Below are 14444 nucleotides of genomic sequence, written 5' to 3'. Positions count from 1 at the left end.
GTTAGGATGGTGGCAGTGCGATATGAGGCGGTCGAAGCGATCGTCGTGATTTGCGGGGAGGATGTCATGGCCGAGTGCGCCAAACGAAACGCGGTGGTAGTGACGCACAGCCGTCTGCGCCAGAGCGGCACCGTGGTGGCCGAAGCCGTCAGCCAGTTGCGCGTGGCCGGTTTCAACGTGACCATTATCGACAATGTGGAGGCGCCGGCGTTCGGCGTGCAGCCGCCCACCGTGCCGGAAGACACAGAAATCGTGGTGGTATTGGGCGGCGACGGCACGATTCTGCGGGCTGCGGAACTGGTGCATTGCACGCAGGTGCCGATTCTGGGCGTGAACATGGGCCATGTGGGCTTTCTCGCCGAATTCGAAAGCTTCCAGATCGAAGAGGCGATCCGTCGCGTGGCCACGCATGACTATTCGATTGACGAGCGCATGATTGCGCATGTGGACGTATGGCTGCCCGGTGCAGCGCAGCCCATTGGTGATTGGGCATTGAACGACATTACGCTGGAGCGTGCCGACCGTGGCAAAATGGTCGAGCTGTCCATTCGGGTGGATGATGTGGAGATGAGCTCCTTCGGCGCGGACGGTGTGATCGTGTCCACTCCCACCGGATCCACCGCCTACGCTTTTTCGGCGGGAGGGCCGATTATGTGGCCCAATGTCAAGGCTCTGCAATTGGTGCCATTGGCCGCGCACGCCCTGTTTGCCAGGCCCCTGATTATTGGTTCCGGCTCCACGTTCACCATTGATATTCTGGACGATTCGATGTCCGACGGATGGATTTGCTGTGACGGCCGACGTCAGCAGGCGCTGCCCAAGGGCACGCGTGTGGTGGTGCGTGAATCACGTGATACATTGCGGCTTGCCCGACTTTCCGGCGTGCCGTTCACCAACCGGCTGGTTTCCAAATTCGATTTGCCAGTGGTCGGCTGGCGCGAACAGGCGCGTGCGTCCGCCGCCGTGAATACGAATCATGGTCATGTGTTTCCCGAAGGTGTCAGCGACGGCGTGCGTCCGCCCGAGCCACCGGCCCCGCCCATCAGGCAGGAGGAGCTGCACGACTGATGCTTGAGGAACTTGATATCCGCAATCTGGGGCCGATTCGCGAGGCCATGATTGCCCCGGCCGCCGGCATGACTGCGATCACCGGCGAAACCGGTGCCGGCAAATCCATGCTGTTGTCCGCCATCCGACTGATTTCCGGAGGTGCCGCGGAAGCATCGCGTGTGTCTGCCGGGGCTGATGAGGCATGGGCCCAGGGCATTTTTGCCGTGCAAGAAACCGCCGCCGCTGATGGTGATGTACAGGCGGATACGGCGGTTGCACTGGCCCGCGAAGCCGGTGTCGAACCGGAGGACGGCGAACTGTTTCTGTCGCGCACCGTGCCGGTATCCGGCCGTTCCAGGGCGGTGCTGGGAGGCAAAACCGTACCGCGTTCGGTGCTGGGCGCCATTGCGGGCGAACTGGTCACCATTCATGGTCAGGCCGATCAGTTGCGTATCGCTTCGAGCGCGCGCCAACGTGAATTCTTGGATCGTTTTGCGGGTGACGAGAGCGAATTGACGGCATACCGTCAGGCTTGGGATGAGCTGACCGCTATGGATGAGCGACTGCGGCGACTGCAATCACAGGAGGCATCCGCCAGACAGCAGGCCGATTATCTGCGCGAATCCATCGAACGCATCAACCGCGTCGAACCGCAAACGGGCGAAGACGAGGATCTGAAGGCGCGTCGTGACCGGATCGAGAACGCCGCCGCCATCGCGCAGGGTGTTGGCTCTGCCTTGGGTGCGCTTGACGCCTCGCAATTGAGTGGTGACGCATTGGATGGCGAGGGTGTTTCCGCCGTGGATTTGATCAACCATGCCGCGCAATCGTTGCGCGCCATCCATGTGGGCGGATCATTTGCGGAACAGGCGGATCGTTTGGAATCCATCAACGCCGATCTTGCCGATGTGGTGTTTAGCCTGTCTCGCGAACTGGGCGATGAAGGCAGCGTTGAGGATCTGGATCAGATTAACGAACGCATTCATGAACTTGGCGAGCTCACTCGCCGCTGGGGCCCCACGCTTGCCGATGTGCTGGCATGGCGAGACAAGGCGGCTTTCGAATTGGAGGATTTGGACGCCTCTCCTGAAAAGGTCGCCGAATTGGAGGCCGAACGCGCGAAATTGTATGACGTGGCTTTGTCTGCCGCCGATAAGCTGAGCGCTGTTCGTGCAACTGCGGCTACTGATTTGGGCGCGCGTGTTACCGCCGAATTGGCGTCCTTGGCGATGGCCGGTGCCTCACTGGAGGTGCATGTGACGCCTCGGAGCGGTACTGATGACGTGCTCGGGCCGTGGGGTCGCGATGATATCGAATTCCTGTTCACCCCGTTTGAGGGCTCGCCGCGGTTGCCGATGGGCAAAAGCGCGTCCGGCGGTGAATTAAGCCGATTGATGCTGGCCATGGAGTTGGTCGCCGCCGACGCTGGCATGGCTGCTGGCGGCGACCGGCCTTCGCATGGTTCTGATATGACGTTCATCTTCGACGAGGTGGATGCCGGCGTGGGTGGCAAGGCTGCCGTGGAGCTCGGCAAACGTTTGGCTCGCTTGGCTCGTGGCGCGCAGGTGATTGTGGTCACTCACTTGGCGCAGGTCGCCTCGTGGGCTGACGCGCACTATGTGGTGTCCAAAGGCGAACATGACGGGTTGGAAGGGGTCTCCACCACCGTCACGCCGGTCGAAGGCGAAGAGCGCGAACGCGAAATCGCCCGCATGCTGTCCGGCTCGGAGTCCGAGGCCTCCCTAGGGCATGCTCATGAACTACTGTCCGAAAGCCGATTGGAGTGACATGATGGATAACACCGGCAAAGCCGCCATTTTTGATTTGGATGGCACCCTGCTTGATTCAATGGGTGTGTGGGATCAGGTCGATATCGACTGCTTGGGTCGGCGCGGCATTGACGTACCCGACGACTATATGACCAAGGTCGCCTCCATGCAGTTTCGACAGATTGCCGAATACACCATCGCCAGATTCGATTTGCATGATACCCCTGAACAGTTGATGGATGAGTGGGATGCGATGGCGCGCACCGCCTATGCAACTGTGGTCGAGGCTAAGCCTGGCGCTCTTGAGTACCTAAAAGAGCTGAAAGCCTCCGGTGCTCGCCTTGGTGTGGCGACGTCGTTGTCGCCGCAATTGAGGGAGCCGGCGTTGAGCCACGTTGGCATGATGGAATTATTCGATGAGATTGTGTCGGTTGATGATGCGGGGAATATCGGCAAGGATCATCCAGACGTGTATCTGTTGGCTGCTTCCCGGCTTGGTGTTGAACCGTGCCAGTGCACAGTGTTCGAAGATTTGCTGATTGGTATCAAATCAGCCAAATCAGTGGGTATGTCCGTCTGGGCCATGCATGATGATTCCTCCGCCGGCGACTGGCCGGAAATTTGCGATCTTGCCGATGGTGTTTTGTTTGACTTCCATAACGCACCACGGCAACTGTAGACCGTTATAGGCAGGGCTGGTCGTGCCCTGCCTTTTTTCATCGCACTGTTATATGACACGCCATAACAGTTCGCCACTAACTGTGATACTGTTATATATGACAGTTAAACAGTTAGCTGTCATGTCGACAACATAACTACACATAGAAAGGACGCGGCGTGAAACTGATCATCTCATCCGTGTCCGGCGAACCCATCTACGAACAGATCAAAACACAGATCCGCGAAGCCATACTCGGCGGCGAGCTCAAAGCGGGGGAGGCCCTTCCTTCCCTGCGCAAACTCGCCAAAGAGCTGCGCGTCTCCGTGCTCACCGTCACCAGGGCGTACAACGAACTGGCCGACGAGGGCGTCATACAGAACGTGCAGGGTAAAGGCAGTTTCGTCATGGACCGAGGCAACGAGGTGATGAGGGAAAGCCTCATCGCCCAGACCAAGGAACATCTCGACGATGCTGTCGCCGCAGCCAAGGCGGCCGACCTGCCTTTGACTGATCTGCATAACCTGCTCGACGATGCGTACCGCCGTACAATACAGCCCTAAGGAAGCATCATGATCGACAAACTCTCCGGTGCGGTGCCGATGGCCTTGTCCGTCACCGGCGCAACCAAACACTACGATTCTGGATTTACACTCGACGACGTGACCTTCGACCTGCCCGCCGGTTACATCATGGGGCTTATTGGTCCCAACGGCGCAGGTAAGTCCACGCTCATCAAACTCATCCTCAACATGATCCACCGCGACGCCGGCGAAATTCAGGTTCTCGGTCTCGACAACCTTGCCGACGAAGAGGCCGTTAAACAACAGCTTGGCATCGTGTTCGACAGCTCGTATTTCGTCGAAACGTGGAATGTGAACGATGTCGAACGGGTGATGGCACCCATGTACCCCGCATGGAACAAAGCCACATTCGCCAGCTATCTTGCAAAATTCAAGCTCGACCGCAAGAAGAAGCTCAAGGAATTCTCACGCGGCATGCAGATGAAGCTCATGCTCGCAATCGCCTTAAGCCACGACGCGAAACTGCTGATCCTCGACGAGCCAACCGCCGGCCTCGACGTGCTCTCCCGCGACGAGCTTATGGACACGCTGCACGCCTATATCGAAGATGGCGAGCATGCGGTGCTGTTCTCCACGCATATCACCACCGACCTTGAGCGCGCCGCCGACTTCATCACCTATATCAACGGCGGTCGTCTCTACTACACCGGCCCCAAGGATGAGTTCGAGGACTCCTTCCGTGTGGTCAAGGGTGGTCCCGACGAACTTACGGCGGTGAAGGACATCGCCGTGGGATTGCGGCGGTATGATACCGGCTTCGACGCCTTGGTGCGCGCGGAGAACATCGCTGGCCTGTCGGGCATGGAATTCACTCTCGAGCCCGCCTCCATCGACGACATCATCCGCCTGACCAATACTGGTGAGGTTTCCGGCACGAAGGAGGTGCTGTGATGAACACCGCAATGCAGAAGCGATCCCATGGTGGCACGACACATCCGATCCTCAATGCGTTTCGTCTGGACTGGTTGCGGCTGAACAGCGGCGGCAAGGCGTCGATGGCCGTCTGCCTGTGCATGTTGCCGGCATTGGCGTTGTTATTCGGTCTGTTGTTCAAAGGCGACGATTCGTTGGATCTGATGCAGTCCGTGATGGGCGGCATGGCCTCCGGCGTGTTCGTGATGATGCCGGTGTACATGTTCGTCTATGAGACCCAAGGCATGCATCGTTGGATGAACGGCGTCATTCCGGTTCGCCGTGGGCATCAGGTGGCGGCCCGTTATCTGATGCTGTTGTCTCTGGGAGCGTTGTTGACCGTTGAACTGACGGTGTCTGCACTGATCATGTCGGTTATGGTGGATGCCGGCGCATGGCAAGCGATGATGGGCAGATACGCCACCAACCTGGCCGTTATCCCGGTGGTCTATCTGCTGCTCGAGTCATTGTGGATTCCGTTGATGTACCGCATGTCTTTGCAGAAGGCGATGTTGGTGGTCTTCGGCGTGGTCGTAGCGCTGTTCGGTGTCGGCTGGATCGCGATGGAGCTATGCTCCAACGCGTTGAGTGCCGCCCAGATGGCGGTGATACTCGGCGCGCTCGAGACATTGGCGAATCTGGAACCCGGCTGGCTCGCGTTGATTGCGGTCATCGTCGTCATCATCGCTTTGTCCATATCTTACACCTGCTCGCTGCGCATCTACCGCGCCAAGGAACTCTAAGGAACCAATCATGACAACGTCGATGAATTATTCGTCGGCGCGGACTTCGACGGTTCGCCGCCCCTCCAGATTGCGCGGAATCGCGCTATCCGTCGCGACTGATTTTCGTGCGATCTCCACCGGGCGGATGTGGTCGACGATAGCGGCGTTCGCTCTCCCGCTGTTGTTCGTGCTGTTTGGCTTGATCCGTAATACAGGGGCGGCCATCATGCTGATGACCTTCTTCACGATGGGATACTGGCTGATGTCCATCGCGACTATGTTCTTGTTGAACGACATGGAGAAGTCATCCGCGCTGACGGCGATTATGCCGGTATCCCGATTAAACCAGGTGCTTGGCAAATACTGCTCTTCACTGCTGCTGCTTGTCATAGCCGTGATCGAATGCATGATTGAGTACGTGTTGTCGATCGTGATGTTCGACCTGGATGTGAGTTTGGGACTTTCCGTACTCGCGGTGTTCATCCCGTCGTTCGTAATGTTGGCTCTGGTTGAAGTGCCGTTGCTGTTCATCATCGGGCTCACCCGCGGCATCCAGATCACCGCGGTGATGTCCGCCGCGCTGGTGTGGGTGGAGATGCTGATCGACAGGTTCTTCCCTGGGTTGGTGGCGTCGATTGCGAATGCTCTGGTATCGCTGCCACTAGTAGGGAAAATCATGCTATCGATTATTGCGATTGCTGTGCTCGCCGTGGCATCCTTCGCTGTGTCACTCAGAAGCTGGCAGCGCCGCGAATGGTAGCCAGCAACGTTCGTGGCGCTGCTTGCCCGCCCAATCTCAGGCCTTGCCTGCGGATGAGGCGTGAGGGTTGATGCTATGCAGAACGGACTGCGGGTAGTGCGTCACCGGTGAGGCGGGGGAGTGCGGCCGATCGTTCATCACTGCGAAGTTCAGACCGATCAACAGGCCGCCTCCCACGAAATTGCCCAGCAGCACCACGATGATTGTGCCGATTTCCAGCAGAACATTGCCCACGCCATGCATGCCGACGATCAGGAACAGCACCGAATCGGCCACGGAGTGTTCAAAGCCAAGGAATGCGAACACGAACACGGCCACCACCATAATCACGCATTTGGTGAAATCGTTGGTGAGTTTGCCGTTGTACACCATCAACATGCCGATATTGATGCAGAAGTTGCAGAAAATCGCACGCACGAATAAATCCGCCCAACCGAATGCGCCGGAGGTCAGATATCCGGTTTTCAGCTGCACCGCATTCACCATCGCCTCAAAGGTGGCACCGTCGGCAATAGTGGAGAAGCGCAGCAGCACGGCCACAATCAGTCCGCCGATCAGATTGCCAAGAAAACACAGCGCCAGAATACGGGCCGAACGCACCCAGTTGATGCGGTGATGGTAGGCGCCGATGGACACGATCATCATATTCGAGGTAAGCAGTTCGGAATTCGTATAGAAGATCAGCACCAGCGCCCAACCGAAGGTCAGCGAGGCGAGCACGCGGCCCATTACCGGCATCCAAACCGGGGCATCGGCACCGGCGAATGCGGCGGCGATCACAAAATACGTGGTGAAGAAAATACCCACAAACAGGCCGGCCATAATGGCACGCTGCATATATTTGCCGGTCATCTTGCCGGTCATGGTCTTCTTGGAATCCAAGGCGTCAAGCACGGTGCTCACGAAAGTGCGGCCGGGGAATAGCGGATCCATGGGTTGAGGCGCGGCGAATGGAGATGCCGGCGTGAGCGGGGTTGCTGAGGTTGTGGGTGATTGCGAATTATTCTCTTCCATACCCGCCAGTGTGCCATGCAGGTGTGCAACGGCCTAATCTGTTGCATATGAACTTGCTCACAGAGCCCGTTGCGCCATTAAGATGGAGACCAAGCCAAGAGAAAGGCAATCACATGGCACAACAGGCATTAATCGTGGTCGATGTACAACCGACATTCTGCGAGGGCGGCGAACTGGGTGTGGAAGGCGGCAATGCAGTGGCCGAGCGTATCGCCGCATTCGTGAAGCAGCACCGCGCCGACTACGACTACATCGCCACCACGCAGGATTGGCATATCGAACCGGGCGATCACTGGTCCGACCATCCGGACTTCGTGGACACCTGGCCGGTGCACGGCAAGGCCGGCACGCCGAACGCCGAGCTTCACCCCGCCATTGCGGCGCTGAACATTGCGCACCATTTCAAGAAAGGCCAGTATTCAGCCGCCTACTCCGGTTTTGAAGGCATCGAGGACAATTCGGATCGTATCCAGTCGCGCGAGCAGGTCGCCGCCGAACTCGAGGCCGGTCATACTTTGGCCACGGCGCTCGCCGACGCGAATGTGCTGCAGGTGGATGTGGTAGGCATTGCCGAATCGCATTGCGTCAAGGAAACCGCGCTCGACGCCCGGCGTCTTGGTTATGACGTGCGTGTGTTCACCGATCTGACGGTGCCGGTCAGCGCCGAACTCGGTCAAGCCGCCCGCACAGAAATGCAAGCCAACGACATCGAACTCGTTAATTCATCGGTAGCGTAGTTTCTACGGTAGTTGGCCGTGCATCCCGCAAGCTGCGTTATAGGCGTGCCGGCAGATCGGCGCGCTCGACCAGACGTGCCATTTGTACGCGTCCCATGCTCAGTTTGTCGGAAGCCGATGAAAGGTGGGCTTTGGCGGTGCGCTCCGAGATGAACATCCTCGCAGCAATTTCTGCATTGGTGTAGCCTTCGGCGGCGAGTATCACCGCCTCGCGTTCGCGTTCGGGCAAGGCATCCAACATAGCTCGTGCCTCATCTCGACGCGAACGCGGGCGCTGCGAACTCAAATCGCCGATAAGCTGACGTTGACTGGCGGCGTTGAATTGAGGATTTCCCAAACACACGCCCAGCACGCGTCTGATGATGTCTTCAGGAGCGTCTGTTTTCGAAATGAATCCCTCCGCACCAGCTTCCACGGCTCTCTCCACGGTATTCGACGGGCTGAGTGAGGTAAGCATCAACACATGCGGCGGACGGGCAAGCGCACGCATGGCCCGTGTCGACTTAATCCCATCCATGCCGGGCATAGCGATATCCATTAACACCACATCGGGGTGCTCGTCGCGTGCTCGTTCCACAGCAGATGCTCCATCAGTGGATGTGGATACCACATGAATACGCCCCGAAGAATAGTCGGTAAGAATCAGGCTCATCGCCTGACAGATCATCGGATCATCGTCGATCACGCTGACTCGGATGGGAACGTTCTGATTCACTTCACTCACGTGCATCCAGTCTAGCGGTGCTTCGCCTGTGTCCAGGGCAGACGCACATCAAGACGGAAATTGTGTCGCTCATCGAATCCGTAATGGCACGCGCCTTGCACAGCGGATACGCGAGCTGTCAAACCGGTGAGCCCGTTATGGGATCGATCCCGCTCCTGTGATGCGGCGGAAACTATCGGTACCGGATTACTGACATGCACGTGCACGCCATGTGCGGGATCCGCAGTCGCCTCCAAAGACACTGGTGCGTCCGGGGCATGGCGGCGTGCGTTGGTTAATCCCTCCTGGATGGCACGGTAGGCGATTTTGCTGATGCCGTCGTCGAGATCGCTCAGCTGTTGGATGTCAATCCAAGTGTTGAGTTGCATGCCGGCATTGCGGGTTTCACTGATGAGCGCATCCAAGGAATCGCGTGTCAGAGCGGTGTCGTCGGAGGGGATGAGCTGTTCCCACGCCTGTTGTGGATGGCGAAGCATGTCGATAATCGCATGTGCCTCATCCAGCGCACCGGCTGCTTGTCTGCGGATATCCTCCGACTGGTGTACTAACGCCTGCGTATGTGCGGAAGGTTCCAATTTGCTCGCTTCGGCCTGCAGCGCGCTCGCGTTCAATGCAAGCAGTGATAGCGAATGCGCCAGTGTGTCATGTGCTTCGGCGGCAATGGCGTCAGCGAGCTGCTGATTGTTAAGATCGCTTTGCAGTGTGGCCGCATGGCTGGCAGCTGCGTCGGCGCGTGCCTTGACGGTTTGCAGGTTGGCCTTCGAACGGATATGCAAACCGACAAGCGTGGCGATGATAACCTCCACAAGCGCTACCGCCGCAGCGGTGAGAACTACCGGCGTTTCCCCGGTAAGCATCACCAGCGGCACGCCGTTTTGCCCGGTATGCGGTTTGGCGAAGAACATATGCCATAGTGAGGCATCGGCTGGATTGAGCGCGTCACGCAACTGTGCCCAGACCGCGATGACGGTTGTCGCAGCGACCGCTCGTGCCGTGCGTCTGACGTCAGAACGACGGGCGAGCAAGGCGGTCAACGACATCAATACCAGCATCGGATCGTAGGGGAATGCCAGTACGATGGCACCACATGCCCAGAACACTGGTTCGGGATGATGAGAACGGGCAATGAGTAGGAATGGAAACACGAATGCCAGTAGTGTGCTGACAATCATCCACATATACATGCCATTTTGCGGTTCGGCTACATACTGCTGGGCGGTGAACGAACATTGCGCCAAACAACAAAACACGGCAGTGAAAATCATTGTGGCAGTGCACCATGACCGTGTATGCACCGGTACTTCGTCGTCCGTATCCGTCAAAAAGCCAGACATCCAAGACGGAAGGTGTCTATTTCGGCGATGTGTTGTTGGTGATGCCGGCGTTGTCGGCGGATCGGGGAGAGGTGCTGATGCGGTCATAGATCCACTGTATTGCCACACGTAGCTTTGTCGCCATTGGACATGCGGTCATAACCGGCAACCCAACAGTGCCCGAATGGGTAACAATCAATGACCATTCGTACACTGACGCGTGCGTGAGGGAGCCGATAACGTCGATAGCGTACGAGATTCGCCTCGTTCGATACGAGAAAGAAGGACGTTATGAGCTCTCCTAACACGCCTGCTCAGCCACCCGCAGGCATGCCTCCGGTTTCGAATCGCAGTTCTGCTGCGCAGCCTCCTCGCCATACCACAGTGGCAGGTATTGTCGCGCTGATATTAGGAATTATCGCCCTGATATTAAGCTTCATTCCCATCATCAATAATTTAGCTGCCGTTATGGGCGTCATCGGCGCAATATTCGCCATTGTGGCTATAGTCACCACCTTCCGTGGCAAAAAACATGGCAAAGTGCTGTCGGTTGTTGCGGCGGTGCTGTCGGTGCTTGCCATCGTGATTACGCTGGCTATGCAATCCGCAGCCAGCAAAGCCTTGGACGACGCCGTGAAACAGTCGAAGGGCATTGATACCTCCCAATCCGCCGATGCCGGTAATACAAACAAAGATGCCAATGACAGCGCCAACACCGAGAAAGGCGAACAGGATATGGAAGGTGATATTGAAGGTGCCCATGTGCGTATCATCTCCGCAGCACGCAGTGGTAACGATTATGAGGGCAATCCCACGGTTCTGGTCACTTACGAGTGGACGAACACTACTGATAAGAACAATTCCTTCGCGACACTGGTTAATGCGAAGGCATTCCAGAATGGCACCAAATTGGCCACCGCCATCTACACCGAGTCTCCGGAGGGATATGATTCGGCTTCGTATCTTGCCGAAACACAGCCGGACGCCACGGCCACGGTGACCTTGGGATATGTGTTGCAGGATGACTCGCCGGTTACGGTCGATGTCACCGCCCTATTCTCCGTTAGTGACGAATCCAAGGTGAGCCACACCTTCACCCTGCAATAACAACCTCTGCATAACAGTGGTACGCGAATACTGGTGATGATTAGCTGGTCAATCATGTGCGGTGGAGTGGCGTTTCGAACCGCCCCACCGCACGATTTCGCTCTGGGGCGTAAGTCTTTCATGGAGTTTTCAGCTTGACTCCTCTAGGATGGGGATAGACAGATGAAAGGTAAGGAGCGATTATGACATTCGGTCAGCAGCCCCGCAACAATGGGGCGCAAGCCAACGGCTACAACCCGCAATACAATACCCCCGACTACAACGCTCAGCAGCAGGGCTACCAGTACGCCCAGCAGCAGCCTCAGCAGGCCCCCACCTACCAGTGGGCACAGCAGGGCGCCCCCCAATACGCCGCCGCCGGCATGGGTGCCGCCGGCGCCACGATGGACACGACGATGACCTACAACGTCGAGCAGGCGCGTCGCGCCTCCGTGACCCGGGCCTATGGAGAAATGACCATCGGCCTGATCGTCACCGCACTGGTCGCCGTTCTGGGCCAAGGCGCCTACGTCAGCTTCCTGATGGCCACCGGCATGATTGGCCTCATCGGCTTGTGCGTGGTGCAGATCGGCCTGGCGATTGCGCTTGGCGCACGCATTATGAAGATGAGCACCACCACCGCCCGTGTGCTGTTCTACGTATACGCCGCGCTGATGGGCTTCACCCTCAGCTCCATCTTCCTGGTCTATGATCTTGGTTCGATTGGCATCGCGCTCGGTATTACTGCCGCGTTCTTCTTCGTGCTGACCATGTTCGGTATGACCACCAAGTTCAACATGCTCAAGGCTGGTCCGATTCTGATGGTGGGCCTGATTGTACTCATCGTCTCCCAGCTGGTGCTGATGCTCTTCCAGGTGGACGGCATGACCCAGATCGTATGCGCGATTGGCCTGGTGCTGTTCGCCGGCATGACCATCTACGATGCACAGTCCACGCGTGCCCTGTTCGCGCAGTACGAGACGCAGGGCGAGGAGATGATCAAGAAGATCTCCATCCTGTGCGCACTGAACCTGTACCTCGATTTCGTGAACATGTTCCTCTACATCCTGCAGTTGCTCGGCAACCGCGACTAGTCGCGTTCGCCCAGCACAAACATCTGCGGATGCATCGATGCCAGTATCAGCTGATGATCGGCGTTGACTTGTGATTTACCCGGCCACCCAAAGTGGCCGGGTTTTTCATATCCGTCACATGGCCGCGTTAGTTTGGTGAATCATGAGAAGACAAGAGATCGCGGGCATGCTGTGCCTGCTGCTGACGGCCTTGATCTGGGGATTCGCCTTTGTGGCGCAGGTGCAGGGCATGGATTCCATGTCGCCGCTATTCTTCAATGCCACACGCTTCACCCTAGGGGCGCTTTCACTGGTACCTATTCTGCTTTGGCAGCGACACAGTAAGCAGGAAGCGCGGAATACGCAGAACAATGGCGTTGCTGCCGACAGCATGCATGCGTCTGATGAAAGCCGCAGGTCGGTGACGATTTGGAAAAAAGCGCTGGCCAGCCCAGTGGTTGTCAGCATCATCTGCGGCATTGTGCTGTTCCTCGCCAGCACCCTACAGCAGTATGGCATTCTGTATGGCAAATCGGCCGGACGCGCAGGCTTTCTCACCGCCCTATACATTGTGATGGTGCCGCTGCTTGCATTCATGTTCCTGCGTCGTCGTGTGGGCGCATTGGTTATCGTGGCTGTGGCGCTTGCCGTAGCCGGTTTTTACTTCCTGTGCATTACCGATGGGTTCGGCTCACTGGGATTGGCCGATCTGCTGTTGCTGTTCACAGCCGTACTGTTCGCCGCACATATTCTGGTCATCGATGAACTTGGCGCACAGGTAGACGCGATTCAACTCTCCTTTGGCCAATTCTGCACCACTGCGGCTCTGAGCTGGGTGGGGTCGCTGATTGAGGGATCGGTGAACTGGAGTGGCGCGTTCGGCGCTTGGATTCCGATTCTGTACGCGGGCATCGGCTCGGTGGGCATCGCCTACACGTTGCAGGTCGTGGGGCAGCAGTGGGTGCCGCCCACCAGGGCGAGCCTGATTATGAGCCTCGAATCGTTCTTCTCTGTGGTGGGCGGGGCGATCTTCCTCGGTGAAATAATGACCCCGCGCGGCTACCTTGGCTGCACATTGATTTTCGTGGGTACGCTGCTGGCTCAGGCCCCGGCAAAACTGCCGGCTTGGTTACAGCGTAAGTAACCCCACGCTATGTTGTGTTCCATTGCGCACCTTCCGCAATGGAACACAACCAATCAGTCAGAGGTTTTGGGTGCCTCGCCCACTTGTGGCGCGCCGTTGATATCACGGTGGATGTTCTGCATCTGCACTTCGATGTTCTGCAGGGAACGCGCGCAGTCGAGCAGTGTTTGCGAATGCTCGGAGAGCCTGGCATCGGGCAGATCGGTTTTATAGCGCAGCGCGTGCTCCAGGCTTGCCCAGTAATCCATGGCGATGGTGCGGAACTGCACCTCCACTGGCGTATAGTGTGCGCCGGAGGACAGGAATACCGGCACCGCGTAGATCACATGCAGCGAACGGTAGCCGTTCTGCTTGGGGTTCTTGATGTAATCCTTTACACGCAGCACCTGAATGTCGGACTGCGAAGACAGGTAGTTCGACACGGAATACACGTCATCGCGATAATTGCAGATCACGCGGATGCCGGCCACATCGAACAGATTGTCTTTCACCGACTCCACTGAAATCGCAAGCCCCTTGCGCTCCAGTTTGCCGATAATCGAATTGATTGATTTCAGTCGCCGCTCCATGTGATGAATCGGATCGTGGCTGAACCGCACCTGGAACTCGTCGTCGAGAATCTCCAGCTTGGTGCTGATCTCGTACATCGCGCCCTCATACACCTGCATCTGATCGACGAATTCGGTGATTTGGTCAGCGCTGAATACACGCCCGTTGCCCAGATCGATGTTCTTCAGCCGGGACTGCAGGTCGGAGGAACTCAGTCGGTTATGTCGGTCAAGTATCACGGGCACCAATAATACCGGCCCGATGTCGCCAATTCGGAGTTCGGGCGGAAATCTCCGCAATATGCCCAGCAAACTGTCAGGTTGCGCATGACGCATGACAAGCCCCG

General features: G+C 57.5%; 15 protein-coding genes. 11 read left to right on the top strand and 4 right to left on the bottom strand.

The features are described 5' to 3' along the window. The first annotated feature begins 66 nt into the window (after positions 1 to 66). The 7 genes from G1C95_RS03740 to G1C95_RS03710 all read left to right on the top strand — a co-directional run bounded on the left by G1C95_RS03740 (position 67) and on the right by G1C95_RS03710 (position 6458). Entirely contained in the window at positions 67 to 1068 is a 1002-nt protein-coding gene (locus tag G1C95_RS03740; RefSeq protein ID WP_169171841.1) for an NAD kinase, read from the top strand. Continuing rightward, positions 1068 to 2837: a DNA repair protein RecN gene (gene recN / locus G1C95_RS03735; RefSeq protein WP_169171621.1), complete on the top strand. Its 1770-nt coding sequence runs from the start codon at positions 1068 to 1070 to the stop codon at positions 2835 to 2837. Before G1C95_RS03740 ends, recN begins: the two co-directional genes overlap by 1 nt. 1 nt (position 2838) lies before the next feature. Beyond that, positions 2839 to 3498, top strand: a complete 660-nt coding sequence (locus tag G1C95_RS03730; RefSeq protein ID WP_169171620.1) for an HAD family hydrolase — start codon at positions 2839 to 2841, stop codon at positions 3496 to 3498. Positions 3499 to 3656: 158 nt separating this feature from the next. Further along, positions 3657 to 4040: a GntR family transcriptional regulator gene (locus G1C95_RS03725; RefSeq protein WP_169171619.1), complete on the top strand. Its 384-nt coding sequence runs from the start codon at positions 3657 to 3659 to the stop codon at positions 4038 to 4040. Positions 4041 to 4052: 12 nt separating this feature from the next. Then, positions 4053 to 4952: an ABC transporter ATP-binding protein gene (locus G1C95_RS03720; RefSeq protein ID WP_417852256.1), complete on the top strand. Its 900-nt coding sequence runs from the start codon at positions 4053 to 4055 to the stop codon at positions 4950 to 4952. Further along, entirely contained in the window at positions 4952 to 5716 is a 765-nt protein-coding gene (locus G1C95_RS03715; RefSeq protein WP_169171618.1) for an ABC-2 transporter permease, read from the top strand. The genes G1C95_RS03720 and G1C95_RS03715 overlap by 1 nt, the downstream gene beginning before the upstream one ends. 10 nt (positions 5717 to 5726) lie before the next feature. After that, positions 5727 to 6458, top strand: a complete 732-nt coding sequence (locus G1C95_RS03710) for an ABC-2 transporter permease (RefSeq protein ID WP_169171617.1) — start codon at positions 5727 to 5729, stop codon at positions 6456 to 6458. A 36-nt stretch (positions 6459 to 6494) separates the two neighbouring features. On the opposite strand, the gene G1C95_RS03705 is transcribed toward G1C95_RS03710, so the two are convergent. After that, positions 6495 to 7472, bottom strand: coding sequence for a formate/nitrite transporter family protein (locus G1C95_RS03705; protein ID WP_169171616.1), 978 nt, complete (start codon positions 7470 to 7472; stop codon positions 6495 to 6497). Positions 7473 to 7585: 113 nt separating this feature from the next. Between G1C95_RS03705 and G1C95_RS03700 the strand changes: the two genes are divergently transcribed. Next, complete coding sequence (locus tag G1C95_RS03700) at positions 7586 to 8209, top strand: isochorismatase family protein (RefSeq protein ID WP_169171615.1); 624 nt, start codon at positions 7586 to 7588, stop codon at positions 8207 to 8209. 37 nt (positions 8210 to 8246) lie between these two features. Here the strand turns inward: G1C95_RS03700 and G1C95_RS03695 are convergent, their stop codons facing one another. Further along, positions 8247 to 8933, bottom strand: a complete 687-nt coding sequence (locus G1C95_RS03695; protein ID WP_169171614.1) for a response regulator — start codon at positions 8931 to 8933, stop codon at positions 8247 to 8249. Positions 8934 to 8944: 11 nt separating this feature from the next. Then, entirely contained in the window at positions 8945 to 10198 is a 1254-nt protein-coding gene (locus G1C95_RS03690) for a sensor histidine kinase (RefSeq protein ID WP_169171613.1), read from the bottom strand. 339 nt (positions 10199 to 10537) lie between these two features. Here G1C95_RS03690 and G1C95_RS03685 point away from each other — a divergent pair, with 339 nt between their 5' ends. The 3 genes from G1C95_RS03685 to G1C95_RS03675 all read left to right on the top strand — a co-directional run bounded on the left by G1C95_RS03685 (position 10538) and on the right by G1C95_RS03675 (position 13549). Continuing rightward, positions 10538 to 11353, top strand: a complete 816-nt coding sequence (locus G1C95_RS03685) for a DUF5067 domain-containing protein (RefSeq protein WP_169171612.1) — start codon at positions 10538 to 10540, stop codon at positions 11351 to 11353. 182 nt (positions 11354 to 11535) lie between these two features. Then, entirely contained in the window at positions 11536 to 12426 is an 891-nt protein-coding gene (locus G1C95_RS03680; protein WP_169171611.1) for a Bax inhibitor-1/YccA family protein, read from the top strand. Positions 12427 to 12592: 166 nt separating this feature from the next. After that, positions 12593 to 13549, top strand: coding sequence for a DMT family transporter (locus G1C95_RS03675; RefSeq protein WP_169171839.1), 957 nt, complete (start codon positions 12593 to 12595; stop codon positions 13547 to 13549). 53 nt (positions 13550 to 13602) lie between these two features. Here G1C95_RS03675 and G1C95_RS03670 read toward each other — a convergent pair whose 3' ends face one another. Next, complete coding sequence (locus G1C95_RS03670; protein WP_240947408.1) at positions 13603 to 14346, bottom strand: GTP pyrophosphokinase; 744 nt, start codon at positions 14344 to 14346, stop codon at positions 13603 to 13605. Positions 14347 to 14444 lie beyond the last annotated feature (98 nt).

Origin of the sequence: Bifidobacterium oedipodis, from assembly GCF_012932425.1 — a bacterium.
GTDB lineage: Bacteria > Actinomycetota > Actinomycetes > Actinomycetales > Bifidobacteriaceae > Bifidobacterium > Bifidobacterium oedipodis.
This window is presented reverse-complemented; position numbering and strand designations above follow the sequence as displayed.

Coding starts and splice junctions, on each gene's coding strand:
- G1C95_RS03740 (WP_169171841.1), top strand. CDS start 67: ATGGCCGAGTGCGCCAAACGAAACGCGGTGGTAGTGACGCACAGCCGT.
- recN (WP_169171621.1), top strand. CDS start 1,068: ATGCTTGAGGAACTTGATATCCGCAATCTGGGGCCGATTCGCGAGGCC.
- G1C95_RS03730 (WP_169171620.1), top strand. CDS start 2,839: ATGATGGATAACACCGGCAAAGCCGCCATTTTTGATTTGGATGGCACC.
- G1C95_RS03715 (WP_169171618.1), top strand. CDS start 4,952: ATGAACACCGCAATGCAGAAGCGATCCCATGGTGGCACGACACATCCG.
- G1C95_RS03710 (WP_169171617.1), top strand. CDS start 5,727: ATGACAACGTCGATGAATTATTCGTCGGCGCGGACTTCGACGGTTCGC.
- G1C95_RS03705 (WP_169171616.1), bottom strand. CDS start 7,472: ATGGAAGAGAATAATTCGCAATCACCCACAACCTCAGCAACCCCGCTC.
- G1C95_RS03700 (WP_169171615.1), top strand. CDS start 7,586: ATGGCACAACAGGCATTAATCGTGGTCGATGTACAACCGACATTCTGC.
- G1C95_RS03690 (WP_169171613.1), bottom strand. CDS start 10,198: ATGATTTTCACTGCCGTGTTTTGTTGTTTGGCGCAATGTTCGTTCACC.
- G1C95_RS03685 (WP_169171612.1), top strand. CDS start 10,538: ATGAGCTCTCCTAACACGCCTGCTCAGCCACCCGCAGGCATGCCTCCG.
- G1C95_RS03680 (WP_169171611.1), top strand. CDS start 11,536: ATGACATTCGGTCAGCAGCCCCGCAACAATGGGGCGCAAGCCAACGGC.
- G1C95_RS03675 (WP_169171839.1), top strand. CDS start 12,593: ATGCTGTGCCTGCTGCTGACGGCCTTGATCTGGGGATTCGCCTTTGTG.